The sequence below is a fragment of the Varunaivibrio sulfuroxidans genome (assembly GCF_029318635.1).
GTDB classification, from domain to species: domain Bacteria; phylum Pseudomonadota; class Alphaproteobacteria; order Rhodospirillales; family Magnetovibrionaceae; genus Varunaivibrio; species Varunaivibrio sulfuroxidans.
Genome location: NZ_CP119676.1, coordinates 725,189 through 749,759, shown reverse-complemented (window position 1 = coordinate 749,759; position 24,571 = coordinate 725,189). Strand labels below are relative to the sequence as shown.

Here is a 24,571-nt window from a genome sequence, read left to right as displayed (position 1 = left end):
ATATAAGCGTGTCTCCGGGGCTTTTTCTTGGCCGACACCCCCTCCTTTAACGGGTCTTCACGGCAATTTTACCGATAAAATCGGGGAAGATGACGCACAAAAACAAGAAAATCCTGTTTGGGGGACAAAATAGGCTCTATCATTACATTTCTATCCCATTGACCCTTGAATGCGTCTTGCGAGGGGGCCATCTCTATCGGGAAACAGGCTCATGATCCGCCTGCCGATATTCGGGGGCGGATGTCATCACAATACGTCAAATGATCGAGGCCGCTATGACCGTACCCGCCGTAGGTAATTTCCATCCCGTTTTGCCGTTACGCGACATCGTCGTTTTTCCCCATATGATCGTTCCATTGTTTGTCGGGCGGGAGAAGTCCGTGCGCGCGCTTGAGGACGTCATGCGCGACGACAAACAAATCCTGCTGGTGGCGCAAAAAAACGCCGCCCAGGACGACCCCGAATCGGATGACATCTACATGGTGGGAACGATTTCGACGGTCCTGCAGTTGCTCAAACTCCCCGACGGAACGGTCAAGGTCTTGGTCGAAGGCGGTCAGCGGGCGCGCATCAAACGCTTTGCCGATAATCCCGATTTCTTTCAGGTCGAAGCCGAGGTGATCGTCGAACCCGAGGCCGACCCCTCGGAACTCGAAGCATTATCGCGTTCGGTCGTCGGCCAGTTTGAACAATACATAAAGCTGAATAAGAAAATTCCGCCCGAGGCGCTGGTTTCGATCAACCAGATCGAGGACCCCTCGAAGTTGGCGGACACCGTAGCTTCGCATTTGGCGTTGAAAATTTCGGAAAAGCAGGAACTGTTGGAGATCGACGGCGCCGCCGAACGCCTGGAGCGCGTCTACGGCTATATGGAAGCCGAGATCGGCGTCTTGCAGGTGGAAAAGAAAATTCGCAACCGCGTCAAGCGCCAGATGGAAAAGACCCAACGTGAGTACTATCTGAACGAGCAGTTGAAGGCCATTCAGAAGGAACTGGGTGAAACCGAAGATGGCCGCGACGAGGCCGGCGAGCTTGAAGAGAGCATTAAGAAAACGCGCCTGTCCAAGGAAGCACGCGACAAGTGTCTGGGTGAGTTGAAAAAACTTAAGTCGATGAGCCCGATGTCCGCCGAAGCCACCGTCGTGCGTAATTACCTGGATTGGATGCTAGGCATTCCCTGGAAAAAACGGACCAAGGTCAACAATGACCTGAAAAAGGCGGAAACGGTCCTCGACGCCGACCATTACGGCCTGGAGAAGGTCAAGGAACGCATTCTCGAATATCTTGCCGTACAGGGCCGAACCAAGAAAATCAAGGGTCCGATTTTGTGCCTTGTCGGCCCTCCGGGCGTCGGCAAAACGTCGCTGGGCAAGTCGATCGCCAAGGCGACCGGGCGCAAATTCGTGCGCATGAGTCTCGGCGGCGTGCGCGACGAGTCGGAAATTCGCGGGCATCGGCGCACCTATATCGGCTCGATGCCGGGCAAGGTTGTCCAGGGCATGAAGAAGGCCAAGGTCTCCAACCCGATGTTCTTGCTCGACGAGATCGATAAAATGGGCCAGGACTGGCGCGGCGATCCCGCTTCGGCGCTTCTCGAAGTGCTCGATCCGGAGCAGAACAACACCTTCAACGATCACTACCTGGAAGTCGATTATGACTTGTCCGATGTGATGTTCGTGACCACCGCCAACACCATGAACATGCCGGGGCCGCTGCTCGACCGGATGGAGATTATCCGCCTGTCCGGCTATACAGAGGACGAAAAGGTGGAGATCGCCAAGCGTCATCTGATTGAAAAACAGATGAGCGCCCACGGCCTGAAGGCCGAGGAATGGTCGATTTCCGACACCGCCCTTCGCGACTTGGTCCGCTATTACACCCGCGAGGCCGGGGTGCGTAACTTGGAACGCGAACTGGCGAACCTGACGCGTAAGGCGATCAAGGAAATTCTGATGGATGAAAACCTTCAGAAGATCGCCGTCACCACCCGTAATTTGGAAAAATACGCGGGCGTGCGCCGTTATCGCTTCGGCGAGATCGAAGAGACCGATCTGGTCGGCATCACGACCGGCTTGGCCTGGACCGAGGTCGGCGGCGAATTGCTGGCGATCGAGGCGATCATGGTGCCCGGCAAGGGTAAGATGACGATCACCGGGAAACTCGGCGACGTCATGCAGGAATCGATCCAGGCGGCGCGCTCCTACGTGCAGTCGCGGGCGCCGGCATTCGGCATCCACCCCAACGTCTTCACCAAGAAGGACATTCACGTCCATGTCCCCGAAGGGGCGACTCCGAAGGACGGTCCGTCGGCCGGCGTCGGCATGGTGACGTCGATCGTTTCCGTGCTCAGTGGCAATCCGGTGCGCCGCGATGTCGCCATGACCGGCGAGATCACGTTGCGCGGCAGGGTTTTCCCGATCGGCGGCCTGAAGGAGAAACTCCTGGCCGCCCTGCGCGGCGGAATCAAGACCGTCCTGATCCCAAAGGACAATGAAAAGGATCTCGCGGAAATTCCGGATAACGTCAAAAAGGGGATGAAAATCATTCCGGTCAACACCGTGGACGACGTCCTCAAGGTGGCCCTGGCCAACCCGATTACGCCGGTCGAATGGAACGAGGACTCGGACGCCGTCGCCGCAGCGGCCAAGGCCGCCGAGGCCGAAGACGGTAAGGAAGTGCTCACCCACTGAATCTTGGGGTAAAAATAAATCATCTATGAAAGAGTAAAGTGAATCCCGGTGAACTATTTGTTTCACCGGGGTTCTTCTCGTTTTGAATAATTGTATTTTCCTAAAATGCGCTGTAACCCGCAAAAAACCTGGGGAAAAGTGCAGTTCAACGATTGACGGCGGTGTTTCCGGCGATCTAAAGTGCGCCATCACACATCGCCACGGAACAACCCCCGTGGTCCTTTCCAAAAATGTCTAATTTCACATAGACGATAAAGGGGGCCTTACATTGAATAAGAATGATCTCGTTGCTGCCGTCGCCGAAAGCACCGGCCTTTCCAAGGCTGATGCCGCCAAAGCCGTCGACGCTGTTTTCTCGTCGATCACGTCCTCCTTGAAAGATAAAAAGGAAGTGCGTCTGGTTGGTTTTGGCACCTTCAGCGTCGCCAAGCGCGCGGCGTCTCAGGGACGCAATCCCCGGACCGGCGAGCCCATCAGCATTCCGGCGTCCAATCAGCCGAAATTCAAGGCCGGCAAGGGTCTGAAAGACGCCGTTAACTAAACGACGCATTTCGACGCATGCTTTAAAACCGGCTGTCTTTTGGGGCGGCCGGTTTTTTTTGTTTCGACCCTCCATAGAGCTTGAGTTTACGGCCCGTCAAAGATACTCTGCGCCCCACGGCGAGGTTGTGAGGCTTAGAGGCGTCCTATCGCTCTTGAGGGCCGAAATTGGGGCGGACGCCAGTGGGAGGGAACGTCCGCTAAAAGATATCGTAAGATATCGTAAGGTATCGGGCGATTTTCACCCGGCGGACATATCCCGACATGCCGGGCGCCCGGATATGGGACGCATTGCATTTTAAGGGCGGTTAGCTCAGTTGGAAGAGCATCTCGTTTACACCGAGAATGTCGGCGGTTCGAGCCCGTCACCGCCCACCATTCCCACCCACCAATATTTGCCACCGAGTCTCGGGGTTTCATCCGGTTTCGTCGTAAAGGGCGTCCCCTATCAGGCCGTGGGGGATGTCCGCCAGTTCGTCGCTGACGCTGCCCAAGGTCGTTCGATAGGCGGGAGACCCGTCCCGGTCGGGTAAGGTTAGCGCTTGTAAGTCAGGACCCTTTTGACTACCCCTCCCGACTGTTTGAGCAATTCGACGCGCGTCGTTTCAATGATCCGGGGGCGTTTTCCACCTTGCGGAGGGCATCGATGCGATTCTTGACCTCATCGCGGCGTTGATCGACGGCGGGATTGATATTCCCGGCACGGCGATCGACGTTCTGATGATCTCCGGTCTTTACAAAAAATAACCGGTAACGATATGAGCCTGTCGGATGCCCTTTGTTTTGTTTCCAGCTTGGTCTTGTTTCCAGCCTGGCGGCGTACGTCGGCATGAACATCTTCTTTATGTCCTTTGTTAATGCCGTAGGAAACGAGGCAAAGAAGCACGGGGTTGAACCGGCGGTTTGCTGATTTGCGGGGGGGGGCTTGCCGGCGGAAGGGTTGAAGAGCGAGCGGGTTCTCCCATTGTGAGTACGCCGTCCCATCTTTCGGTGGGGCGGCGTACTCGAAAAGCCAAAATGGGTAAACAAACGTGAAAGCCCGCGGTTACGCCGCGTTTGTAAACGGTTTATTGGGTGGCGTCTGGTCCGGTGCGGGTGGGGGCGCGGCGTTCTCGGACAGGGCGGCGAGGATGGTCTTGCGGGGCAATATGCCGCGAATACGGCCATCGTCGCCGATGATGGCGATCGGGACGTCCGATTGCAGGGTGTCGGACAGCAGATCGGCGAGCATGGTGTCGGGCGTTGCCGAGGGGATCGGCTGGACCAGCGATTTCAGATCGTCTTCGCCTTGCCGGGACGCCGCGCGTACCGTCTCGCCGGTGACCGCGCCTTGAAGGATGTTTTGCGAACACTGAACGTAGGCATAGCTGGCGCTGGAGGCGGCGATTTTTTCAATGACCTCGCTCAACGAGGCGTCCTCGCTGACGACGACCGGCGGTTTTTTCATCAACGAGCGCGCGGAGAGGACCCGCGAACGATCGACATCGCGGACGAACGCATTGACGTAATCGTCGGCCGGATGCATCAAAATTTCCTCCGGCTCGCCGATCTGACGAATCTCGCCGTCCTTCAAGATGGCGATACGGTCACCGATGCGCAGGGCTTCGTGCAGGTCGTGGGTGATGAACACGATGGTTTTGTGCAACTTTTTCTGTAGTTCGACCAACTGGTCCTGCATGTCGCTGCGAATCAAGGGATCCAATGCCGAAAACGCCTCGTCCATGAGCAAGATGTCGGGATCCGTGCACAAGGCGCGGGCGAGCCCGACGCGCTGCTGCATGCCGCCCGAGAGCTGACTTGGGTAGGCGTTTTCGTACCCCGAAAGGCCGACCGTTTCGATCCATTCGCGGGCCCGTTCGTTACGCTGGGCGCGGGGGATTTTTTGCACCTCAAGGCCGTAGGCGACGTTTTTCAATACCGTTCTGTGCGGGAACAGTCCGAAGCGCTGGAAGACCATGCTCATCTTGTGGCGGCGGAAATCGACCAACGCTTTCATGTCCATCTTGATGACGTCCTGTCCGTCAACGATGATTTCCCCCGACGTGGGGTCGATCAGGCGGTTGAAATGACGGATTAGGGTCGATTTTCCCGAGCCGGACAGACCCATGATGACGAAGGTCTCCCCTTCCTTGATCGACAGGGTGACGTTGTTGAGGCCGATGGTATGACCGGTTTTTTCCAGCACTTCGTCCTTGCCCGCGCCGTTTTCGACCATCGGCAAAATGGCCTTTGGCGTTTTACCAAAGACCTTAAAGACGTTACGGACTTCGATTTTATTTTTTGCTTCGGGCATTATCCATGTCCCTTTTGTTTGTATGCCTGAGCGCGCTTTCCATAAGCTTGGGTGATGCGGTCGAGCACGACGGCCAGCGCGACAATGGCGATGCCCGCCGATGCGCCGCGTCCGACATCCAGGCGTTGAATACCCAAAAGGACTTCCTGACCTAACCCGCGCACGCCGATCATCGAGGCGATGACGACCATCGACAGGGCCATCATGGTGGTTTGATTAACGCCGGCCATGATGTTGGGAATCGCAAGGGGCAGTTGTACGCCGAATAAAATTTGACGCCGATTGGCGCCGAAGGCGCGGGCGGCCTCGACCGTTTCATGATCGACGAGGCGAATTCCCAAGTCGGTTAGGCGAATCACCGGCGGGACGGCGTAAATGAACGTCGCCAGAATGGCGGGCACGATGCCCAGGCCAAACAGCATCAGCGCCGGGATCAGGTAGACGAAACTGGGCATGGTCTGCATCATGTCTAAAATGGGCAAAACAGCCGCGCGCAGGCGGTCATGCGCCGCCATGGCGATTCCGATGGGAATGCCGATTGTAACCGAAATGACGGTCGAAACCAACATCAGGGCGAGGCTCTGCATCGCCATGTCCCACAGCCCCAAGACGCCGATCAACATCATCAACGCGCCGAGCATTGCGCTCAGGCGCCAGTTACGGCTGGCGTGGTACGAAAGACCCAAAACCAGCAGGACGATGATCCACCACGGGGTGTGTCGTAAAGCCTGCTCGATGGGAACAAAGACGGCGAGGACGTTGTGGACGACGGCATCGAAGGTATCGCCAAAATTGGTAATCAACCAATCGATCGCCGTGTTGATTGGATTTCGAATCGAAAACGTGAAGTTTTCCGGAAACACTATATTTTTCTCATTGCTGTTGCTGGAAGTTATTGGAAGCAAATCCCCGACCCCGTCTTGGATGGGGTCGGGGATTTGGTCCGAAGAAAATTTTAGTTAAGGGCGCTTTCCACCCGTTTCGCGACATCGGCGGGGACCCATTTCGTCCACACTTTTTGTTGCGTTTTCAGGAAGTGTAGGGCGGCGTCCTTCGCCGAGACGTTGTTTTCCTGCATGTACGTCAAAGCCCGAGAAACCATCGCATTATTGGTGTGATAGTGGGATAGGAAATTGATGATCTTCGGCGCCTTGTCCGCGAACGGCTTGCTGACCGCCACCTCGACGGCGACGACCGGGTAGGCGCAGGCTTGTTTCGCGTTGTCGTTTTTCAGCAAGTTGTCCCAGACCTTGGGATCGTATTTCGGTTCCTGCAACTGCACCATGTCGTATTTGCCCATGATCCAGGTCGGTCCCCAATAATAGAACAAGATCGGTTTTTTACGTTTGTAGGCGCCGGCGATCGCCGCATCCAGCGCGGCGCCCGTGCCGACACGGAAATTGGTGTAATCCTTCAGCAGGCCGTAGGCCTTGAGCTTTTTCGAGTTGACGTCCTCGCACCCCCAACCGGCGGGGCAGTTGGTGAAACGCCCCTTGCTGGGCTCCTCGGGGTCCTGGAAAAGATCTTTATATTTGGGGAGGTCGGCGACGCTTTTCAGGCCCTTGGCCTTGCCTTCGGCGAGGTATTTGGGGATGAACCATCCTTGAACCGCGTCGGGAAAGTTAACGCCGACCTTCTCGACCTTGCCCTGCTTCTCGGCTTTTTGCCAGACATCCTTAACGTTTTCTTCCCACAGCTCCATCATGACGTCGTTGTCGCCACGAATCAGCGCCATGATCAGTGGCATGGTGTCGCCGGGGGTTGCGTCGGTTTTACACCCATAACCTTTTTCGACGATGAAGCGGGCGAGGGCGGTATGGAATCGGTTGGAGTCCCAATTGAGATCCGAAAATACAATAGGACGGTTGATTTCGCACTGGGGCGCGGCGGTGGACGCCGCGCGCGCCGTGCTCATGGTGAGGTTCATGGACAACACGCCGCCAAACGCAACGACGCAGGCGCCAACCACTGCTTTCCTGATCATAATAAATCCTTATGGCTTGTAAGTATCTTTGGTGAATGAGGTGCGCATATTCGTTGATTGTTTATGAAATGTCAAATTTCATGACAAATATAGAACACCAGCAATTCCTACTATGGCTGTGTATAGTTATAGTATGTAAATAAAAATAGTATTCATATTCTCTTAAATAATTTTTATTAAGGTGTCTCATTATTCTTTATGTTTACATGTTTATGTTTATAATTTTTAGTTTGTGTTCTTTGTTCTGTTGGAGCTATCGGTTCCCTTCCGTCGCCCTAGGGTTATCCCAAGAAAAAAGTGAAAACCTCGACTTGCGTGCTTGACACTCATGGGGGGGTGTTTTACTAAACCGCCGTCCCTAACGACACGACGCTTTCCTCCATGGAAGGTGTCCTCTTCTCTAAGGGGGTGTAGCTCAGTTGGTTAGAGCGCTGGCCTGTCACGCCAGAGGTCGCGGGTTCGAGTCCCGTCACTCCCGCCATATTAGCAATTCCATAACTATTTGTAATCGTGGAATTGTTCTTTTACATTTCTAGATCTTAGCTATCTGCACGCGGCTTTTGCATGTGTACGATTGATCTTGGCCTCGGCGTTGTTCGGGGAAGAGTTCGCTGCACCTCTGCCGGAGGGAGCTCGGTGTTTGATTTTCACAATCCAAAACGGTTCACGCTGCTGAATGGAAAAGTATCCTGGGTTGTCTTTTAGGATGTCTTTAAAATTTGGCATAGGAATAGGTTTTTAAAAACCTTATAAAGAATGTGGTTCGCCGCAGTCTGGTTTTTAGGGCTGACTAGAGCAAGGCCGAAGTGTCGGTTTTCGTGCGTGTTGGTGTGTGGCGATAACGACCGAAGGGGTCGGTTGACATGACGGAACTTTCCCTAATGCGCGCCATGACGTTCGTACGGCGCGTCGGTTTTGATGTGGCCGTTTTTTTGCGGTGTGCCGGGGGATCGGCATTAGATCATCTTCTTAGGCAGAGGGATTCGCGGATATGAACGCTGTCGTCGGCCAATATTTTCCCATCTTGGTTTTTTTAGGGGTCGCCTTCGCGATCGCGTTTTTCATGCTGGCGGCCTCTTGGCTGATCGGGCATCAAAAACCCGATCCGGAAAAGAATTCCGCGTATGAATGCGGTTTCGAGGCGTTCGAGGACGCGCGCCGTCCCTTCGATGTCCGGTTTTACCTCGTCTCGATCCTTTTTATTATTTTCGATTTGGAAATAGCCTTCCTATTCCCCTGGGCGGTCAGTCTGGGGAAAATCGGGTTGTTTGGGTTTTGGTCGATGATGATCTTTCTCGCGATCTTGACGATCGGTTTTGTATACGAATGGAAGAAAGGGGCGTTGGAATGGGAATAGAGCAACCCTTGGCGCCGTTGCCGCCGGGCGCGCAGCAGGATGTCGTGCTTGGTCAGGTCACCGATACGTTGAAAGAGCGCGGCTTCGTCGTCGCCAACCTCGACAAAGTGGTCAATTGGGCGCGCACCGGTTCGCTGTGGCCGATGACTTTCGGCTTGGCGTGTTGCGCAGTGGAAATGATCCACGCCTATATGAGCCGCTACGATCTCGACCGTTTCGGCGTCGTGCCGCGCCCCAGTCCACGCCAGTCCGATGTGATCATCGTCGCGGGGACGCTCACCAACAAAATGGCGCCGGCCTTTCGCAAGGTTTACGACCAAATGGCCGAACCGCGGTACGTGATCTCGATGGGATCGTGCGCCAATGGCGGAGGATACTATCATTATTCCTATTCCGTCGTGCGCGGTTGTGATCGCGTCGTTCCGGTGGACATCTACGTTCCCGGTTGCCCGCCGACCGCCGAGGCGCTGATTTACGGCGTGTTGCAGTTGCAGAAAAAGATCCGCCGGACCGGAACTATTCTCCGTTAAAGGTGGCGGGGTAACGAGCAAGGATACGGGACAGACCATGACAGCGGCACTCAAGGAACTTGGAGACATGATCGGTGAAGCCCTAGGGGATGCGGTCCTGGCGACCGCCGTGACCCAGGGTGAGCTTGTCGTTCATGCGCGCACCGACGATATCGTGAGGGTTTTGACCTTTCTGCGCGACGACGTGAACTGTCGGTTCAAGCAAGTGATGGACATTTGCGGCGTCGATTATCCGCAGCGGGAAAAACGTTTCGATGTCGTCTACAACCTATTGAGTTTGACGCATAACACGCGGGTCCGGGTCAAGGTTCAGACCGACGGCGAAACCCCGGTGCCCAGCGTGACCGGCGTGTTCAGCACCGCCGGCTGGTTCGAGCGGGAAGTCTGGGACCTTTATGGGGTGTTGTTTTCCGGTCATCCCGATTTGCGCCGGCTACTTACCGATTATGGTTTCCAGGGTCATCCGTTGCGTAAGGATTTTCCGCTTACGGGCTATGTCGAGATGCGCTACGACGACGAGAAAAAGCGCGTCGTCTACGAGCCGGTCGCCTTGACCCAGGAATTTAGAAGTTTCGATTACCTCAGCCCCTGGGAAGGGCCCGAGCGCGTTCTTCCGGGGGATGAAAAAGCCGCCGCAGGCGAGGGGGACGCATAACGTCATGTCCGTCAATCATATCAAGAATCTGACCCTGAATTTCGGCCCTCAGCATCCCGCCGCCCACGGCGTCTTGCGCATGGTCCTGGAAATGGACGGCGAGGTGATCGACCGCGCCGACCCCCATATCGGCCTGCTGCATCGGGGCACCGAAAAGCTGATCGAGCACAAGACCTACACCCAGGCGGTGCCGTATTTCGATCGCCTGGACTATGTCTCGCCGCAAAACCAAGAGCACGCCTTCGCCCTGGCGACGGAAAAACTGCTGGGGATCGAGGTCCCCAAACGCGGCCAATACATTCGCATCCTGTATGCCGAAATCGGCCGCATCCTGAGCCACATCCTGAACGTCACGTCCTACGCCATCGACGTTGGCGCGATGACGCCGATGCTGTGGGCCTTTGAAGACCGCGAACGGTTGATGGAATTTTGCGAGCGCGTTTGCGGCGCGCGCATGCATATGAATTACTTCCGTCCTGGCGGCGTTTCCCAAGACGTGCCCGAAGGTTTGATCGAGGATATCCTGGCGTGGACCGAAGCCTATCCGCAGATGATCGACGACTTGGAAACCCTGCTGACCGAAAACCGAATTTTCAAGCAGCGCACCGTGGATATCGGCGTCGTCAGCGCCGAACAGGCCTTCGATTGGGGCTTTTCCGGCCCCAACCTCAGGGCCTCGGGCGTCGCGTGGGATCTGCGTAAATCGCAGCCCTACGACAGCTATGACGAGATGGAGTTCGACATTCCGGTGGGCAAGAACGGCGACTGCTACGATCGTTATTTGCTGCGCATGTATGAAATGCGCGAAAGCGTCAAGATCATGCGCCAGTGCCTGGAAAATATGCCGGACGGCCCCGTGATGTGCGAGGACGGCAAGGTTTCGCCGCCGCCCCGGGCCGATATGAAGACCTCTATGGAGGCGCTGATCCACCACTTTAAACTGTATACCGAGGGCTATCACGTGCCCGCCGGCGAGACCTATAGCGTCGTCGAGGCGCCGAAGGGCGAGTTCGGCGTCTTTCTGGTTTCCGACGGCACCAACAAACCTTATCGGTGCAAGATTCGCGCGCCGGGATACGCCCATTTGCAAGCCATGAACATGCTGACCAAGGGCCATATGCTGGCCGACGCGGTGGCGGTGATCGGCTCGCTCGACGTCGTTTTCGGTGAAATTGACCGATGAGTAGTGATATGACTTTTGAACAGCCCGAAACTTTCGCCTTTACCCCGGAAAGTTTGGAAAAGGCGCAGGCCTTTATCGCCAAGTATCCCGAGGGACGCCAGCAAAGCGCGGTGATGCCCTTGCTGGCCCTGGCGCAGCGCCAACACGACAATTGGCTGCCCCGCGCGGCGATGGACGTCGTCGCCGAGATGCTGTCGATGCCGCCGATCCGGGTCTACGAGGTGGCGACGTTTTACACCATGTACAACCTGAAGCCGGTCGGTCGCCATCATATCGAGGTGTGCACCAACCTGCCGTGTTGGTTGCGCGGCTCCGACGAGGTGGTCTCGACCTGTAAGAACAAGCTCGGCATCGATGTTGGTGAAACCACCGCCGACGGCGAATTTTCCCTGGCCGAGGCGGAATGTCTGGGCGCTTGCGTCAACGCCCCGATGCTGCAGATCGGCGACGATTATTACGAGGATCTGACGCCCCAGGCGGTCGAGGACCTGCTCGACGCCCTGGCCCGGGGCGAACGTCCCAAGACGGGATCGCAAAGCGGGCGCAAAGGCTGCGAGCCCGCGACCGGCCTAACCACGCTAAAAGGGGAGGATGCTTGAATGTTGTCGGATAAGGATCGCATCTTCACCAATATCTACGGTCTGCACGACACCTCCGTGAAGGGGGCGCAATCGCGCGGCGATTGGGACGGCACGGCGAAGATCATCGCCAAGGGCCGCGACTGGATCATCGACGAAGTCAAGTCCTCGGGCCTGCGCGGGCGTGGCGGCGCCGGTTTTTCGACCGGCATGAAATGGTCGTTCATGCCCAAGGAAAGCGACGGACGGCCCCATTATCTGGTGGTCAACGCCGACGAGGGCGAGCCGGGCACCTGTAAGGATCGTGAAATTTTGCGCGCCGAACCGCACAAGCTGGTCGAAGGTGCGCTGATCGCATCCTTCGCGATCGGCGCCAAGGCTTGCTATGTCTATGTCCGCGGCGAATTTCACCGCGAGGCCGAAGCCCTACAACGCGCCATCGACGAGGCCTATGACGCCGGTCTAATCGGCAAGAACGCCTGCAAGTCGGGGTGGGATTTCGACATGTACGTCCACCTCGGTGCGGGCGCGTACATCTGCGGCGAGGAGTCGGCGCTGATCGAAAGCCTCGAAGGTAAAAAAGGGCAACCTCGCCTAAAACCGCCGTTTCCCGCGAACTGCGGCCTTTACGGTTGCCCGACGACGGTTAACAACGTCGAATCGATCGCCGTCGTGCCGGAAATTCTGCGCCGTGGCGGCGCCTGGTTCGCCGGTCTCGGTCGGGAAAAGAATACCGGCACCAAGCTGTTTTGTATCTCCGGTCACGTCAACAATCCGTGCACCGTCGAAGAGGAGATGGGCATTCCTCTGAAGACGCTCCTGGAAAAACATTGCGGCGGTGTGCGCGGCGGTTGGGACAATTTATTGGCCGTGATTCCGGGCGGCTCCAGCGTGCCTGTGTTGACCAAGGAAATTTGCGACACCGTTTTGATGGATTTCGACAGCCTGCGCGAGGTGCGCTCGGGCCTGGGGACCGCGGCGGTGATGGTGATGGACAAATCCACCGATATCGTGCGCGCGATTTCCCGTCTGTCGGCGTTTTATAAACATGAAAGCTGCGGTCAATGCACGCCGTGCCGCGAAGGTACCGGGTGGATGGCGCGGATGATGGCGCGGATGGCCGAGGGCAATGCCTCGATCGAGGAAATAGATCTGCTTGAGGAAGTCACCCGTCAAGTGGAAGGTCACACCATTTGCGCGTTGGGCGATGCGGCGGCCTGGCCGATCCAAGGTCTGATCCGTCATTTTCGCCCCGAGATCGAAAAGAAAATTGTCGCAAGCCAGGTTAAGAAAACAGGCCAGGCCGCGTAAGTTTTAAGGAGAACGCCCCGAATGCCGAAGCTCACGATTGACGGCAAGGAGATCGAGGTCGAAGCCGGGATGACGGTACTTCAGGCCTGCGAACAGGCCGGCGCCGAAGTCCCCCGGTTTTGTTATCACGAACGTCTGACGATCGCCGGAAACTGCCGGATGTGCCTGGTCGAGATGGAGCGGGCGCCCAAGCCCGTCGCCTCGTGCGCCCAGCCTGTCGGCGAGGGCATGGTGATCCGCACCAATACCGACGCGGTCAAGAAAATGCGCCAATCGGTGATGGAGTTTTTGCTCATCAACCATCCCCTCGACTGCCCGATCTGCGATCAGGGCGGGGAGTGCGACCTACAAGACCAGGCGATGGCCTACGGCGCGGATCATGGGCGCTACAACGAAGAAAAGCGCGCGGTCGAGAACAAAAATTTCGGTCCCCTGATCAACGGCACCATGACCCGGTGCATCCATTGCACCCGGTGCATCCGTTTCGCCACCGAGATCGCCGGGGTTCCCGAACTGGGGGCGACCGGACGCGGCGAACATATGGAGGTCGGCACCTATGTCGGCCGGGCGTTGTCGTCGGAACTGTCGGGCAACATGATCGATCTGTGTCCGGTGGGCGCGTTGACCAGCGCCCCTTACGCCTTTACCGCGCGTCCGTGGGAACTGAAAAAAACCGAAAGCATCGACGTGACCGACGCCGTGGGCAGCAACATCCGCATCGACGCCCGGGGTAACGAGGTGATGCGCGTCCTGCCGCGCCTGCACGAAGACGTCAACGAGGAATGGATTTCCGACAAGGCGCGTTTTTCCTATGACGGGTTGAAGCGTCAGCGCCTGGACACGCCCTATGTGCGCAAGGACGGCAAGCTGGCCCCCGCCACCTGGGACGAAGCGTTCGCCGCGATCCAAATCCGCGTCGCGGCGCTCGGCGGCGATAAAATCGCGGCGATCGCGGGCGATCAGGCCGATGTCGAGGCGATGTGCGCCCTCAAGGACCTGATGGTCAACCTGGGTTCCCCGCACATCGATTGCCGTCAGGACGGCGCCCCTCTGGACGCGGCCAATCGGGGCGGTTACCTGTTCAATTCCACCATCGCCGGGATCGACGAGGCCGACGCCGTGCTCATCGTCGGGTCGAACCCGCGCCTCGAAGCGCCGATCATCAACGCGCGCCTGCGTAAAAGATACCTTAAGGGCGGCGTCAAAATCGCCGCCGTCGGGCCCCAGGCGGACCTTACCTACCGTCACGAACATTTGGGCGACGGCCTGGGTGTCTTGCGGGACATCGCGGGCGGCGGGCATCCCTTCGCCGACGTTCTCAAGGGCGCCGCGCGGCCGATGGTGATCGTCGGGCAGGGGGCGCTGGCCCGAGCCGATGGTGCGGCGATCTTGGCTCTGTTGAGCGCCTTGGTGGAAAAACTGGGCGTCGTCAAGGACGGCTGGAACGGGTTTAACGTGTTGCACGGCGCCGCGGCCCGGGTCGGCGGCCTGGATATCGGTTTCGTGCCCGCCAAAGGGGGGCTTGCGGCCCCCGCCATCGCCGAGGCGGCGAAGAGCGGCGCGATCGAGGTGCTTTATCTACTGGGCGCCGATGAAATAGACATGAGCGATCTTGGCGATGTCTTCGTCGTTTATCAGGGCCATCACGGCGATGTCGGGGCCCATCGCGCCGACGTCATTTTGCCCGCCGCCGCCTATACCGAGAAAAACGCCACCTACGTCAACACCGAAGGGCGCGTGCAGCGCACCCTTCGCGCCGTGTTCCCGCCCGGAGAGGCGCGTGAGGATTGGGCCATCGTGCGCGCCCTGTCCGCGGTTTTGGGAAAACCCCTGCCTTACGACAATCTGGATCAGGTGCGCCGCCGGATGACCGAGGTCAATCCCGTCTTCGCGACGTTAGACGCGATCACACCGGCAAAGTGGCTTCCCTTGTCGGGCGAGGGGGAGGTTTTCTCGGATCATCCGCTGGTTTCCTGCGTCGAGAATTTCTACCGCACCGACCCGATTTCACGGGCGTCGATTACGATGGCCAAGTGCATCGACACTTTCTTAAACGAAGACGAAGAAAGGACCGGCACCCATGGTTGAGCTGTGGAACGCATATCTGTGGCCGATTTTGTGGATTTTGATCAAGATCGTGGCGATCGTTCTTCCGGTCCTGGTGGCGGTCGCCTATCTGACCTACGCCGAACGCAAGGTGATCGGTGCGATGAACCTGCGCAAGGGGCCGAACGTGGTCGGCCCGTTTGGCTTGTTGCAGCCGCTCGCCGACGGGGCCAAGCTGTTCCTCAAGGAAATGGTCATCCCCACCGGGGCCGATCGGGGGGTGTTTCTCATCGCCCCGGTCCTGACCTTCGCCCTGGCGTTGGTCGCCTGGTCGGTGATCCCCTTCGACGCCGGGATGGTGTTGGCCAATATCAATGTCGGCATCTTGTTCTTGTTCGCCATTTCCTCGCTCGGCGTGTACGGCATCTTGATGGCCGGTTGGTCGTCCAATTCCCGCTACGCCTTCATGGGCTCGATGCGCAGCGCGGCGCAGATGGTCTCCTACGAAGTATCGATGGGGTTGGTCATCATCACCGTGTTGTTGTGCGCCGGTTCGTTGAACCTGACCGACATCGTGATGGCGCAAAAGACGGTCTGGTTCGTCGTCCCGCTGTTTCCCATGGCCGTGATCTTCTTCGTCTCGACGTTGGCCGAAACCAACCGTCATCCGTTCGACCTCGCCGAGGCGGAGTCCGAACTGGTCGCTGGGTTCAACGTCGAATATTCGGGGATCAGCTTCGCCATGTTCTTCCTCGGCGAATACGCCAACATGATCTTGATGGCCGGGATGACCACGATCCTGTTCCTCGGCGGCTGGCTTGCGCCGCTTGATATCGCGCCGTTCAACTGGCTTCCCGGTCCGGTGTGGTTCGCCCTCAAGACCGCCTTCGTTTTGTTCTTTTTCCTGTGGGTTCGCGCCACCTTCCCGCGCTATCGCTACGATCAGTTGATGCGCCTGGGTTGGAAGGTCTTCCTGCCGGTGTCCCTGCTTGCCGTTGTCGTCGTGGCGGGGGTCCTGGTGACCTTCGGCCTGACCCCGATCAGTGGTTGATGAGAGGAGCGATTAAATGAGTTTCATCGACCGAAGCGTTCGCACCGCGTTTTTGTCCGAATTGGTGGCCGGAATGTGGCTGACCCTACGCTATATGTTCCGCCCGAAAGTGACGCTGAACTACCCTTATGAAAAAGGGCCGATCAGCCCGCGCTTTCGCGGCGAACATGCTCTGCGGCGCTATGCCAACGGCGAGGAACGGTGCATCGCCTGCAAGCTGTGCGAAGCGATTTGCCCGGCCCTGGCGATCACCATCGAGGCCGAGCCGCGCGCCGACGGTTCGCGGCGCACCACGCGCTACGACATCGACATGACCAAATGCATCTATTGCGGCCTGTGTCAGGAAGCCTGCCCGGTGGACGCCATCGTCGAAGGGCCGAATTTCGAGTACGCGACCGAAACGCACGAAGAGCTTTTGTACGACAAAGACAAGCTGCTCGCCAACGGCGAGCGTTGGGAAACCGAAATCGCGGAGCGGATTGCCGCTGACGCGCCGTACCGTTGATGAGGTTGGGGAAACGATGATTATCCAAGGCTTGGCCTTTTATCTGTTCGCCATTTTGGCCGTGGCGTCGGGAGTTCTGGTGATATCGGCGAAGAATCCCGTTCATTCGGTGTTGTTCCTGATCGTGGCTTTTTTCAACGCCGCGGGATTGTTCGTGCTGTTGGGCGCGGAATTCCTGGCGATGATCCTGGTCGTGGTCTACGTCGGAGCGGTCGCCGTGCTGTTCTTATTCGTGGTGATGATGCTCGACATCAATTTCGTCGAACTGCGCCAGGGCTTTTTGAACTATTTACCGATCGGCGGGGCGGTCGGCTTGCTTTTGCTGGCCGAACTGTTGTTCATCGTCGGGGCCTGGAAGATGGCGCCCGGTGCGTTGCACGGGCTTCAAGCGATGGCCCCCCATCCCGCCGATATTCACAATACCCAGGCGCTGGGCGCGTTGCTGTACACCCATTACATCTACCTGTTCGAAGCGTCGGGCTTGATCCTGCTGGTCGCCATGATCGGGGCCATCGTTTTGACCCACCGCCGGCGCACCGGCGTGCGTAAGCAGGTCATCGCCGATCAGATCGCGCGGCGTCCCGAGGACAGCGTGGAATTGAAAAAAGTCGAGAGCGGAAGGGGCATCTGATGTTGGAAATCGGGCTTGGCCATTACCTCAGCGTGGCGGCGATTTTGTTCACGCTGGGTATTTTCGGGATTTTTCTCAACCGCAAAAACGTCATCGTCATCATGATGTCGATCGAACTGATGCTGCTTGCGGTGAACATTAATTTTGTCGCCTTTTCATCGTTCATGAACGATCTGGTCGGACAGGTTTTTTCCGTCTTTATTTTAACCGTCGCCGCCGCCGAGGCCGCCATCGGCCTGGCGATTTTGGTGGTGTACTTCCGTAATCGCGGCTCGATCGCGGTCGAAGACATCCATGCGATGAAGGGGTAGGACCATCATGATTGCTTCCATCGTTTTCCTGCCGCTTCTGGCCAGCGTGATCGCCGGGATTATCGCCTTCCTGCCGGTTTCGCCCGAGGACAAGGCGCGCAAGCACAATCTGGACCGGCTCGCCCAGTGGGTGACCTCGGCGGGCTTGCTGATCGCCATGGTGCTGGCGTGGATCACCTTCAAGGAGGTCATTTTCGGCGGCAACGCCCATGTCGTAACCCTGTTTACCTGGATCCATTCCGGTAATCTCGATTTCAGCTGGGCGCTTAAGATCGATACCCTGACGGCGGTGATGTTGATCGTGGTCACCACGATTTCGGCGATGGTGCATATTTACTCGATCGGCTACATGCATCACGACCCCGACGTGCCCCGCTTCATGAGCTATCTCAGCCTGTTTACTTTTTTCATGCTGATGCTGGTGACCAGCGACAATCTGGTGCAGCTGTTTTTCGGCTGGGAGGGCGTCGGTTTGGCGTCGTACCTTCTGATTGGGTTCTGGTATTCCAAGCCCAGCGCCAACGCCGCCGCGATCAAGGCGTTCGTCGTCAACCGGGTCGGCGACTTTGGCTTCGCCCTCGGTATCTTCGCTACTTATCAGGTCTTCGGCTCGGTCAACTTTGAAACGATCTTCGCCCATGCCCCGCAACTTGCTTCGGCGACCTTGAATGTCTTCGGCGGTCAGTTCCACGCTCTGACCGTGATCGGATTGTTGCTTCTGGTCGGCGCCATGGGCAAATCGGCTCAGTTGGGGTTGCATACCTGGTTGCCCGACGCCATGGAAGGCCCGACGCCGGTTTCCGCCTTGATCCACGCCGCGACGATGGTGACCGCCGGGGTGTTCATGCTGGCCAGGATGTCGCCGCTGCTGGAATATTCGCAAACGGCGCTGAACGTCATTACCATTGTCGGCGGATCGACCGCGATCTTTGCCGCCACCATCGGTTGCACGCAAAACGACATCAAGCGGGTGATCGCTTATTCGACCTGTTCGCAGTTGGGCTATATGTTTTTCGCCATCGGGGTTTCGGCCTATTCGGCGGCGATTTTCCACCTGATGACCCACGCCTTTTTTAAGGCCCTGTTGTTCCTGGGTGCGGGCTCGGTGATTCACGCCATGTCCGACGAACAGGACATGCGTAAGATGGGCGGCATCTGGAAGATGATTCCGGTGACTTATATCTTGATGTGGGTGGGCTCGCTGGCGCTTTCCGGCGTTCCGCCGTTCGCCGGCTATTTCTCCAAGGACGCCATCTTGGAGGCCGCCTACGCCGCTCACAGCACGGTCGGCGGATACGCTTTCTGGATGGGGATCGCGGCGGCGTTTCTGACCGCGTTCTATTCCTGGCGCTTGATTTTGATGACCTTCCACGGCGCTTCGCGCGCCGACGAGAAAGTCCTGGCGCATGTCCACGAAAGCCCGAAGGTGATGCTGATCCCCCTGATCGTCCTCGCCTTGGGGGCGCTTCTGGCGGGGTGGCTCTTTGTCGAAAGCTTCATCGGCGCCGGATCCGAGGCGTTTTGGGGTGAGGCGATTAAGATTCTCCCCATCCATCCGGCCATGGAAGGCATCCATCATGTGCCGTCCTGGGTGAAGTATCTGCCCGCCGTTGTCGGCGGGGCGGGGATCTTCGTCGCCTATGTGATGTACATGTTCATCCCCTCGCTTCCCGGGATTTTGGCCGCCGCCTTCAAGCCGATTTACACCTTCGTTTACAACAAGTGGTATTTCGACGAGCTGTACGACGCCGTGTTCGTCCGCCCCGCCTTCTTCATCGGCCGGGGACTGTGGAAAACCGGCGATCAGGCGATTATCGACGGTGTCGGTCCCAACGGGATCGCAAGCGTGAGCGAGGAAATCGCCCATCGTACGAGCTTTCTTCAATCAGGATACCTGTACCATTACGCATTCGCCATGTTGGTCGGCGTCGCGCTTATGGCGACGTGGTATCTCATCTAGCAGGTTGGGTTAAAACGCATGACGCAGTTCCCCATATTGTCCTTCGTGACCTTCGCGCCGCTGGTCGGGGTGTTCTTTATCCTGATGATCAGCGGAGACGAAGAAGTGGTCGCCCGAAACGCCAAAATGACGGCGCTTTGGGCCTCGTTCGGAACCTTTTTGCTGTCGCTGTATCTTTGGTTCGCCTTCGATCCGACCACGGCGGCGTTCCAGTTCGAAGAGCGGGTCGCCTGGATGCCTGCCTACAACATTTCCTATCACATGGGCGTCGATGGGATTTCCATGTTGTTCGTGTTGCTTTCGACCCTGTTGACGCCGATTTGCATCCTGGCGAGCTGGCGTTCGGTCAAGGAGCGGGTCAAGGAATACATGATCGCTTTCCTGGTTCTGGAAACCATGATGGTGGGCACCTTCGCCGCGCTGGATATTGTTATTTTTTATATCTTCTTCGAAGCCGTTTTGATCCCGATGTTTTTGATTATCGGCGTGTGGGGCGGCCCGCGCCGGGTTTATGCGTCGTTTAAGTTTTTTCTGTATACGCTGTTGGGCTCGGTGTTGATGCTGCTGGCTTTGCTGGCGATGTACTTTTACGCCGGAACGACGGATATTCCGACCCTGATGAAGGCGCATTTCCCCGCGGATATGCAGTTCTGGCTGTGGCTTGCGTTCTTCGCCTCGTTCGCGGTCAAGGTCCCGATGTGGCCGGTTCACACTTGGTTGCCCGACGCCCACGTCGAGGCGCCCACCGGCGGTTCGGTGATCTTGGCCGGCGTGCTGTTGAAATTCGGCGGTTATGGCTTCTTGCGCTTTTCGCTGCCGATGTTCCCCGAAGCCACCCATTTTTTCACGCCTTTGGTGTTCACCCTGTCGATTATCGCGGTGATCTATACCTCCCTGGTCGCCCTGGTCCAAAAAGACATGAAGAAGCTGATCGCTTATTCCTCGGTGGCGCACATGGGGTTCGTGACCGTCGGCACCTTTACCCTGACGACCATGGGGATCGAAGGCGCGATCTATCAGATGCTCAGCCACGGCATCGTGTCCGCCGCCCTGTTCCTGGTGGTCGGCGTGATTTACGATCGCGTGCATACCCGCGAAATTTCGGCCTACGGCGGTCTGGTGCATCGTATGCCCGCGTACGCCTTGGTGTTCATGGTGTTCATGCTGGCTTCCGTGGGGTTGCCCGGGACCAGCGGTTTCGTCGGTGAATTCCTGGTTCTCATGGGGGTGTTTCAGGTCAACAGTTGGGTCGCGGCGGCGGCGGCGACCGGGGTGATCTTGGGGGCGGCGTATATGCTGTACCTCTATCGCCGGGTCGTTTTCGGCGTCTTGGATAAAGACAAGCTTAAAAAATTGCTCGATTTGAGTCTGCGCGAAAAAATTGTCTTCGCCCCTCTGATTGTCCTGGTGCTGTGGATGGGGATCTATCCGGCGTCGTTCCTGGACGTGATGCATGTTTCCGTGGCCAATCTGATCGGTCAGGTGACCACTGCGCAGACTGGCGCGCAAACCGGAGGCTTGGCGGCGCACGCCGTCTCCATGCTCGTCGGTCAATAGTGATATTTTTGGAGGATGACGGCCCATGCCGATCGCAGAACTTCCCAATGTGATTCCCGCCCTGCCGGAGATATTCATGGCCATCGCCGCCATGGCGCTTTTGATGGTGGGGGTGTTTCACGGCGCGCCAAGGGCCGCCACGGCATCCACCAAGGCCATTTCCGGTAAATCGGGGGCGGCGAAGACCGGTCGATTGGTTTCCAATCTGGGCGTCATCGTTTTGCTGCTGACGGTGCTCTTGGTGGTGACCATATCGGGCGGACGGATGGTGACGTTCGAAAACATGTTCGTCGTCGATACCTTCGCGGTTTATTTTAAAATCCTGATCCTGATCGGTTCGGCATTTTGCTTGGTGCTTAGCCAGGATTACATGGAACGTCACGGTAGCGCGCGGTTCGAGTACGCCATCGTCATCCTTCTTGCGAGCGTGGGCATGATGATGATGGTTTCCGCTAACTCATTGATTTCTCTGTATATTGGCCTGGAGATGCAGAGCCTTAGCTTGTACATTTTGGCGGCGTTCCGTCGCGACGATTTGCGCTCTTCCGAAGCGGGGGTGAAATATTTCGTCCTCGGCGCTCTGGCGTCCGGGATGCTGCTCTACGGTGCGTCGTTGATATACGGTTTTAGCGGCGCGGTGGACTTTGCCGCGATCGCCGGGCAGATCAAACATGCCGGGACGATCGCGCCGGGGATGACGATCGGCGTCGTTTTCATTTTGGCCGGTCTGGCGTTCAAGGTTTCCGCCGTACCCTTCCATATGTGGACGCCCGACGTCTACGAAGGCGCGCCGACGCCGGTCACCGCGTTCTTTTCGATCGGCCCCAAATTGGCGGCGATCGCTTTGCTGATTCGGGTTCTGATGGATCCCTTCGGCGATCTGAGCGCACAGTGGCAGCAGATCGTGATCGTGATCGCCATCGCCTCGATGTTGCTGGGGGCGTTCGCCGCGATCAACCAGCGCAATATCAAGCGGATGATGGCCTACAGTTCGATCGGCCATGTCGGCTACGCCCTGATCGGCGTCGCCGTCGGCAACGCGTCGGGCGTTAACGGCGTGTTGGTCTATATGGCGATCTATCTGTTCATGAACGTCGGGACCTTCGCCTGCATTTTGACCATGCGCCGGGGCGATCGGATGGTGGAGAACATTTACGATCTGGCGGGCCTATCGCGGACCAATCCGTTCGTCGCCGCGGCGATGGCCGTGTTCATGTTTTCCATGGCTGGAATTCCACCGCTCGCAGGGTTTTTCGGTAAGCTGTATATCTTCCTGTCCGCGATCGAGGCCCACCTCTACGCATTGGCCGTGATCGGCGTGCTGGCCAGTGTCGTGTCGGCGTTCTTCTATATTCGGATCGTTAAGATCATGTATTTTGATGCGCCGGGCGAGCCTTTGGAAACCGAAATCGGTCGAGGCGTCAAGTGGGTGATTTTGATCTCGATGGTGGCGATTTTGGTGTTTTTCATCTATCCGTCGGCTCTATTAAACGTCGCTTCGGTCGCGTCGCGGGCCTTGTTCTAAGTGCTTTTGAGCGCTCCCCTCCGGCGTGGGGTCGGGGGGGACGCCCCTCCCGGGCAGATCCGATGACCGACGCACCCGTTTTTCCTGATTTTTTTCGCGTGTTGGCGTTTGACGATATCGACAGCACCAATGCCGAGGCGCGGCGTCGCGCCGAGGCCGGCGACCGCGGACCATTGGCGATATGGGCGCGCCGCCAGTCGGCGGGGCGGGGCCGGCGGGGGCGACATTGGATGTCGCCCGAGGGCAATCTTCATGCCTCTTTTCTCATCAGTCCTGATCGCTCCCCGGAATGTTTGCGCCCCCCCATTCGGGCTGAAAGCGCCATGCAGATCGGTTTCGTCGCCTCTCTTGCGATCGCCGACGCGATGCGCCACGCCTTGCCACGAAGCGCTTTCGTGACCTGTAAATGGCCCAATGACGTGCTTATTGAGGGACGGAAGGCCGCGGGAATTCTTGTTGAATCGGCACTGAATACGAACGGTGATCTGGACTGGATGATTATCGGTATGGGGGTCAACGTCGCTCACTGCCCGGGACCGGAGGATGTGGATTATCCCGTCACCTCGATGGCCCGCGAAGGGGGGCATGGTCTGGATAGTGAAACGATCCTAAAATCTGTCGCACAACGTTTTCTCACCCACATGGCGACATGGCGGACCTTGGGGTTCGGCCCCGTGCGTCGTGCTTGGCTGGCGCATGGTGCGGGTCTGGGAAAGCCCATTCGGGTGCGCCTTGGCGTGGAAACCCTCGAAGGAATTTTCGAAACCCTGGATGAAGATGGCGCCCTGGTCTTGAACATGGCGGGCGGGCGGCGGCGCATCGTCGCCGGGGAAGTCTTCCCGGCGGATCGACCGGTAGAAATCTCCTGACTCCATGGCGGTATTGGGGACGCCAGAAAACCGCCATCCCGTTATATTGTATTGTATTTTTTCTCTATTATGGTTCCCTTGAGATTCGCGTCTTCGGATGGTGAATGAAGGCGAGGACGGCGAGGAGATGCGCATCGGCGGGGAGAATACGGCATTTATTTAGCTTCGCCGCCTTCGTGCTCTAGCGGTGTCCCCCCAAGACGTGCTAGGAGGAGCCATGCTGTTAACTATCGATTCAGGCAACACCGACACGGTCTTCGCGGTCTTTGATTCGGGCGGCGATTTGAAGGGGGAGTGGCGCGCCTCGACGGGCGGCGCGCGCACGCCCGATGAGTTGGGGGTATGGCTGAACCAATTGCTGGCGCTGGCGGAGATCGAACCGCGGGAAATTCATCACGCGATCATCGCCAGCGTCGTTCCGTCATCCCTGTTCACGCTAAAAACCCTGTGCCGCAAGTATTATGGCTGCGACCCCTTGGTGGTTGGCGAGGGCGACGTGATCGACCTGGGCATTCGCGTGCTGATGGACAACCCCGAAGAGGTCGGCGCCGATCGCTTGGTCAACGTCATCGCCGGGTTCGAGCGTTACGGCGGGCCGCTGATCGTGGTCGATTTCGGTACGGCGACGACGTTCGACGTGATGAACGACAACGGCGATTATATCGGCGGAGTGATCGCGCCGGGGATCAATCTGTCCCTTGAGGCGCTGCACATGGCGGCGGCGCAATTGCCCCGCGTCGCCATCGCCAAGCCCAAGCACGTCATCGGCAAGGGCACCGTCTCCGCCATGCAGTCAGGCGTTTTCTGGGGGTATGTCAGCATGATCGAGGGGATCGTGCGGCGTATACGCGACGAATACGCCAAGCCCATGGACGTGGTGGCGACGGGGGGATTGGCGGCCCTCTTCAGTGACGCCACCGACGTCATTTCTTGCGCGGACCCCGATCTCACCCTTCGCGGTCTGTATTCCATTTTCAAACGTAATCGGACATAGA

At 57.8% G+C, this 24,571-nt stretch carries 22 protein-coding genes and 2 tRNA genes; 20 read left to right on the top strand and 4 right to left on the bottom strand.

The annotated features are described in order from the left end of the window. The first annotated feature begins 275 nt into the window (after window positions 1-275). The 3 genes from lon (at window position 276) to P3M64_RS03410 (ending at window position 3,608) form a co-directional block, all read left to right on the top strand. A complete protein-coding gene (gene lon / locus P3M64_RS03420; protein WP_132938084.1) occupies window positions 276-2,690 on the top strand; it encodes an endopeptidase La in 2,415 nt (804 codons plus the stop codon). 268 nt (window positions 2,691-2,958) lie between these two features. Next, window positions 2,959-3,231 (top strand): HU family DNA-binding protein, encoded by a 273-nt coding sequence (locus P3M64_RS03415; protein WP_132938085.1) that lies wholly within the window; start codon window positions 2,959-2,961, stop codon window positions 3,229-3,231. Between the two features lie 301 nt (window positions 3,232-3,532). Further along, a tRNA-Val gene (locus tag P3M64_RS03410) sits at window positions 3,533-3,608 on the top strand. Window positions 3,609-3,794: 186 nt separating this feature from the next. Here the strand turns inward: P3M64_RS03410 and P3M64_RS03405 are convergent. From P3M64_RS03405 to P3M64_RS03390, 4 genes are all read right to left on the bottom strand, one after another. Continuing rightward, a complete protein-coding gene (locus tag P3M64_RS03405) occupies window positions 3,795-4,061 on the bottom strand; it encodes a hypothetical protein (RefSeq protein WP_132938086.1) in 267 nt (88 codons plus the stop codon). 214 nt (window positions 4,062-4,275) lie between these two features. Continuing rightward, on the bottom strand, window positions 4,276-5,523 hold the full coding sequence (locus P3M64_RS03400; protein WP_132938087.1) for a quaternary amine ABC transporter ATP-binding protein: 1,248 nt from the start codon (window positions 5,521-5,523) through the stop codon (window positions 4,276-4,278). Then, entirely contained in the window at window positions 5,523-6,386 is an 864-nt protein-coding gene (locus P3M64_RS03395; protein WP_132938088.1) for an ABC transporter permease, read from the bottom strand. The genes P3M64_RS03400 and P3M64_RS03395 overlap by 1 nt, the downstream gene beginning before the upstream one ends. A gap of 92 nt (window positions 6,387-6,478) precedes the next feature. Then, window positions 6,479-7,507 (bottom strand): ABC transporter substrate-binding protein, encoded by a 1,029-nt coding sequence (locus P3M64_RS03390; RefSeq protein WP_243644703.1) that lies wholly within the window; start codon window positions 7,505-7,507, stop codon window positions 6,479-6,481. Between the two features lie 404 nt (window positions 7,508-7,911). Between P3M64_RS03390 and P3M64_RS03385 the strand changes: the two genes are divergently transcribed. The 17 genes from P3M64_RS03385 to P3M64_RS03305 all read left to right on the top strand — a co-directional run bounded on the left by P3M64_RS03385 (window position 7,912) and on the right by P3M64_RS03305 (window position 24,570). Continuing rightward, window positions 7,912-7,988: transfer RNA gene (locus tag P3M64_RS03385), tRNA-Asp, on the top strand. Window positions 7,989-8,498: 510 nt separating this feature from the next. Beyond that, window positions 8,499-8,864, top strand: a complete 366-nt coding sequence (locus tag P3M64_RS03380) for an NADH-quinone oxidoreductase subunit A (protein WP_132938089.1) — start codon at window positions 8,499-8,501, stop codon at window positions 8,862-8,864. Continuing rightward, a complete protein-coding gene (locus P3M64_RS03375; protein ID WP_407702164.1) occupies window positions 8,855-9,394 on the top strand; it encodes a NuoB/complex I 20 kDa subunit family protein in 540 nt (179 codons plus the stop codon). The genes P3M64_RS03380 and P3M64_RS03375 overlap by 10 nt, the downstream gene beginning before the upstream one ends. Before the next feature lie 37 nt (window positions 9,395-9,431). Further along, window positions 9,432-10,049: an NADH-quinone oxidoreductase subunit C gene (locus P3M64_RS03370; RefSeq protein WP_132938091.1), complete on the top strand. Its 618-nt coding sequence runs from the start codon at window positions 9,432-9,434 to the stop codon at window positions 10,047-10,049. Window positions 10,050-10,053: 4 nt separating this feature from the next. After that, complete coding sequence (locus P3M64_RS03365) at window positions 10,054-11,232, top strand: NADH-quinone oxidoreductase subunit D (protein ID WP_132938092.1); 1,179 nt, start codon at window positions 10,054-10,056, stop codon at window positions 11,230-11,232. An 8-nt stretch (window positions 11,233-11,240) separates the two neighbouring features. Beyond that, the gene (gene nuoE, locus P3M64_RS03360) at window positions 11,241-11,831 is read left to right on the top strand and encodes an NADH-quinone oxidoreductase subunit NuoE (RefSeq protein ID WP_243644704.1); all 591 of its coding nucleotides are present in this window, start codon (window positions 11,241-11,243) and stop codon (window positions 11,829-11,831) included. Then, window positions 11,832-13,121, top strand: coding sequence for an NADH-quinone oxidoreductase subunit NuoF (gene nuoF, locus P3M64_RS03355; RefSeq protein ID WP_132938094.1), 1,290 nt, complete (start codon window positions 11,832-11,834; stop codon window positions 13,119-13,121). It abuts the gene before it with no gap. A gap of 21 nt (window positions 13,122-13,142) precedes the next feature. Beyond that, on the top strand, window positions 13,143-15,209 hold the full coding sequence (gene nuoG / locus P3M64_RS03350; protein WP_132938095.1) for an NADH-quinone oxidoreductase subunit NuoG: 2,067 nt from the start codon (window positions 13,143-13,145) through the stop codon (window positions 15,207-15,209). Further along, window positions 15,202-16,218, top strand: coding sequence for an NADH-quinone oxidoreductase subunit NuoH (gene nuoH, locus P3M64_RS03345; RefSeq protein ID WP_132938096.1), 1,017 nt, complete (start codon window positions 15,202-15,204; stop codon window positions 16,216-16,218). Before nuoG ends, nuoH begins: the two co-directional genes overlap by 8 nt. Before the next feature lie 16 nt (window positions 16,219-16,234). Next, window positions 16,235-16,723 carry an NADH-quinone oxidoreductase subunit NuoI gene (gene nuoI / locus P3M64_RS03340; protein WP_132938097.1) on the top strand — a complete coding sequence of 163 codons (489 nt, stop codon included), beginning with the start codon at window positions 16,235-16,237 and terminating at the stop codon, window positions 16,721-16,723. Between the two features lie 16 nt (window positions 16,724-16,739). Then, a complete protein-coding gene (locus tag P3M64_RS03335; RefSeq protein ID WP_132938098.1) occupies window positions 16,740-17,354 on the top strand; it encodes an NADH-quinone oxidoreductase subunit J in 615 nt (204 codons plus the stop codon). A 2-nt stretch (window positions 17,355-17,356) separates the two neighbouring features. Beyond that, window positions 17,357-17,665 carry an NADH-quinone oxidoreductase subunit NuoK gene (gene nuoK / locus P3M64_RS03330; protein WP_132938342.1) on the top strand — a complete coding sequence of 103 codons (309 nt, stop codon included), beginning with the start codon at window positions 17,357-17,359 and terminating at the stop codon, window positions 17,663-17,665. A gap of 7 nt (window positions 17,666-17,672) precedes the next feature. Then, on the top strand, window positions 17,673-19,625 hold the full coding sequence (gene nuoL, locus P3M64_RS03325) for an NADH-quinone oxidoreductase subunit L (protein WP_132938099.1): 1,953 nt from the start codon (window positions 17,673-17,675) through the stop codon (window positions 19,623-19,625). Window positions 19,626-19,643: 18 nt separating this feature from the next. Further along, window positions 19,644-21,182, top strand: a complete 1,539-nt coding sequence (locus P3M64_RS03320) for an NADH-quinone oxidoreductase subunit M (RefSeq protein ID WP_132938100.1) — start codon at window positions 19,644-19,646, stop codon at window positions 21,180-21,182. A gap of 25 nt (window positions 21,183-21,207) precedes the next feature. Continuing rightward, entirely contained in the window at window positions 21,208-22,707 is a 1,500-nt protein-coding gene (gene nuoN, locus P3M64_RS03315) for an NADH-quinone oxidoreductase subunit NuoN (protein ID WP_132938101.1), read from the top strand. 62 nt (window positions 22,708-22,769) lie between these two features. Beyond that, window positions 22,770-23,576 (top strand): biotin--[acetyl-CoA-carboxylase] ligase, encoded by an 807-nt coding sequence (locus tag P3M64_RS03310; protein ID WP_132938102.1) that lies wholly within the window; start codon window positions 22,770-22,772, stop codon window positions 23,574-23,576. 217 nt (window positions 23,577-23,793) lie between these two features. Continuing rightward, window positions 23,794-24,570: a type III pantothenate kinase gene (locus P3M64_RS03305; RefSeq protein ID WP_132938103.1), complete on the top strand. Its 777-nt coding sequence runs from the start codon at window positions 23,794-23,796 to the stop codon at window positions 24,568-24,570. Window position 24,571: the final 1 nt, after the last annotated feature.

Coding starts and splice junctions, on each gene's coding strand:
- lon (WP_132938084.1), top strand. CDS start 276: ATGACCGTACCCGCCGTAGGTAATTTCCATCCCGTTTTGCCGTTACGC.
- P3M64_RS03405 (WP_132938086.1), bottom strand. CDS start 4,061: ATGCCGACGTACGCCGCCAGGCTGGAAACAAGACCAAGCTGGAAACAA.
- P3M64_RS03400 (WP_132938087.1), bottom strand. CDS start 5,523: ATGCCCGAAGCAAAAAATAAAATCGAAGTCCGTAACGTCTTTAAGGTC.
- P3M64_RS03390 (WP_243644703.1), bottom strand. CDS start 7,507: ATGATCAGGAAAGCAGTGGTTGGCGCCTGCGTCGTTGCGTTTGGCGGC.
- P3M64_RS03380 (WP_132938089.1), top strand. CDS start 8,499: ATGAACGCTGTCGTCGGCCAATATTTTCCCATCTTGGTTTTTTTAGGG.
- P3M64_RS03375 (WP_407702164.1), top strand. CDS start 8,855: ATGGGAATAGAGCAACCCTTGGCGCCGTTGCCGCCGGGCGCGCAGCAG.
- P3M64_RS03370 (WP_132938091.1), top strand. CDS start 9,432: ATGACAGCGGCACTCAAGGAACTTGGAGACATGATCGGTGAAGCCCTA.
- P3M64_RS03365 (WP_132938092.1), top strand. CDS start 10,054: ATGTCCGTCAATCATATCAAGAATCTGACCCTGAATTTCGGCCCTCAG.
- nuoE (WP_243644704.1), top strand. CDS start 11,241: ATGACTTTTGAACAGCCCGAAACTTTCGCCTTTACCCCGGAAAGTTTG.
- nuoF (WP_132938094.1), top strand. CDS start 11,832: ATGTTGTCGGATAAGGATCGCATCTTCACCAATATCTACGGTCTGCAC.
- nuoG (WP_132938095.1), top strand. CDS start 13,143: ATGCCGAAGCTCACGATTGACGGCAAGGAGATCGAGGTCGAAGCCGGG.
- nuoH (WP_132938096.1), top strand. CDS start 15,202: ATGGTTGAGCTGTGGAACGCATATCTGTGGCCGATTTTGTGGATTTTG.
- nuoI (WP_132938097.1), top strand. CDS start 16,235: ATGAGTTTCATCGACCGAAGCGTTCGCACCGCGTTTTTGTCCGAATTG.
- P3M64_RS03335 (WP_132938098.1), top strand. CDS start 16,740: ATGATTATCCAAGGCTTGGCCTTTTATCTGTTCGCCATTTTGGCCGTG.
- nuoL (WP_132938099.1), top strand. CDS start 17,673: ATGATTGCTTCCATCGTTTTCCTGCCGCTTCTGGCCAGCGTGATCGCC.
- P3M64_RS03320 (WP_132938100.1), top strand. CDS start 19,644: ATGACGCAGTTCCCCATATTGTCCTTCGTGACCTTCGCGCCGCTGGTC.
- nuoN (WP_132938101.1), top strand. CDS start 21,208: ATGCCGATCGCAGAACTTCCCAATGTGATTCCCGCCCTGCCGGAGATA.
- P3M64_RS03310 (WP_132938102.1), top strand. CDS start 22,770: ATGACCGACGCACCCGTTTTTCCTGATTTTTTTCGCGTGTTGGCGTTT.
- P3M64_RS03305 (WP_132938103.1), top strand. CDS start 23,794: ATGCTGTTAACTATCGATTCAGGCAACACCGACACGGTCTTCGCGGTC.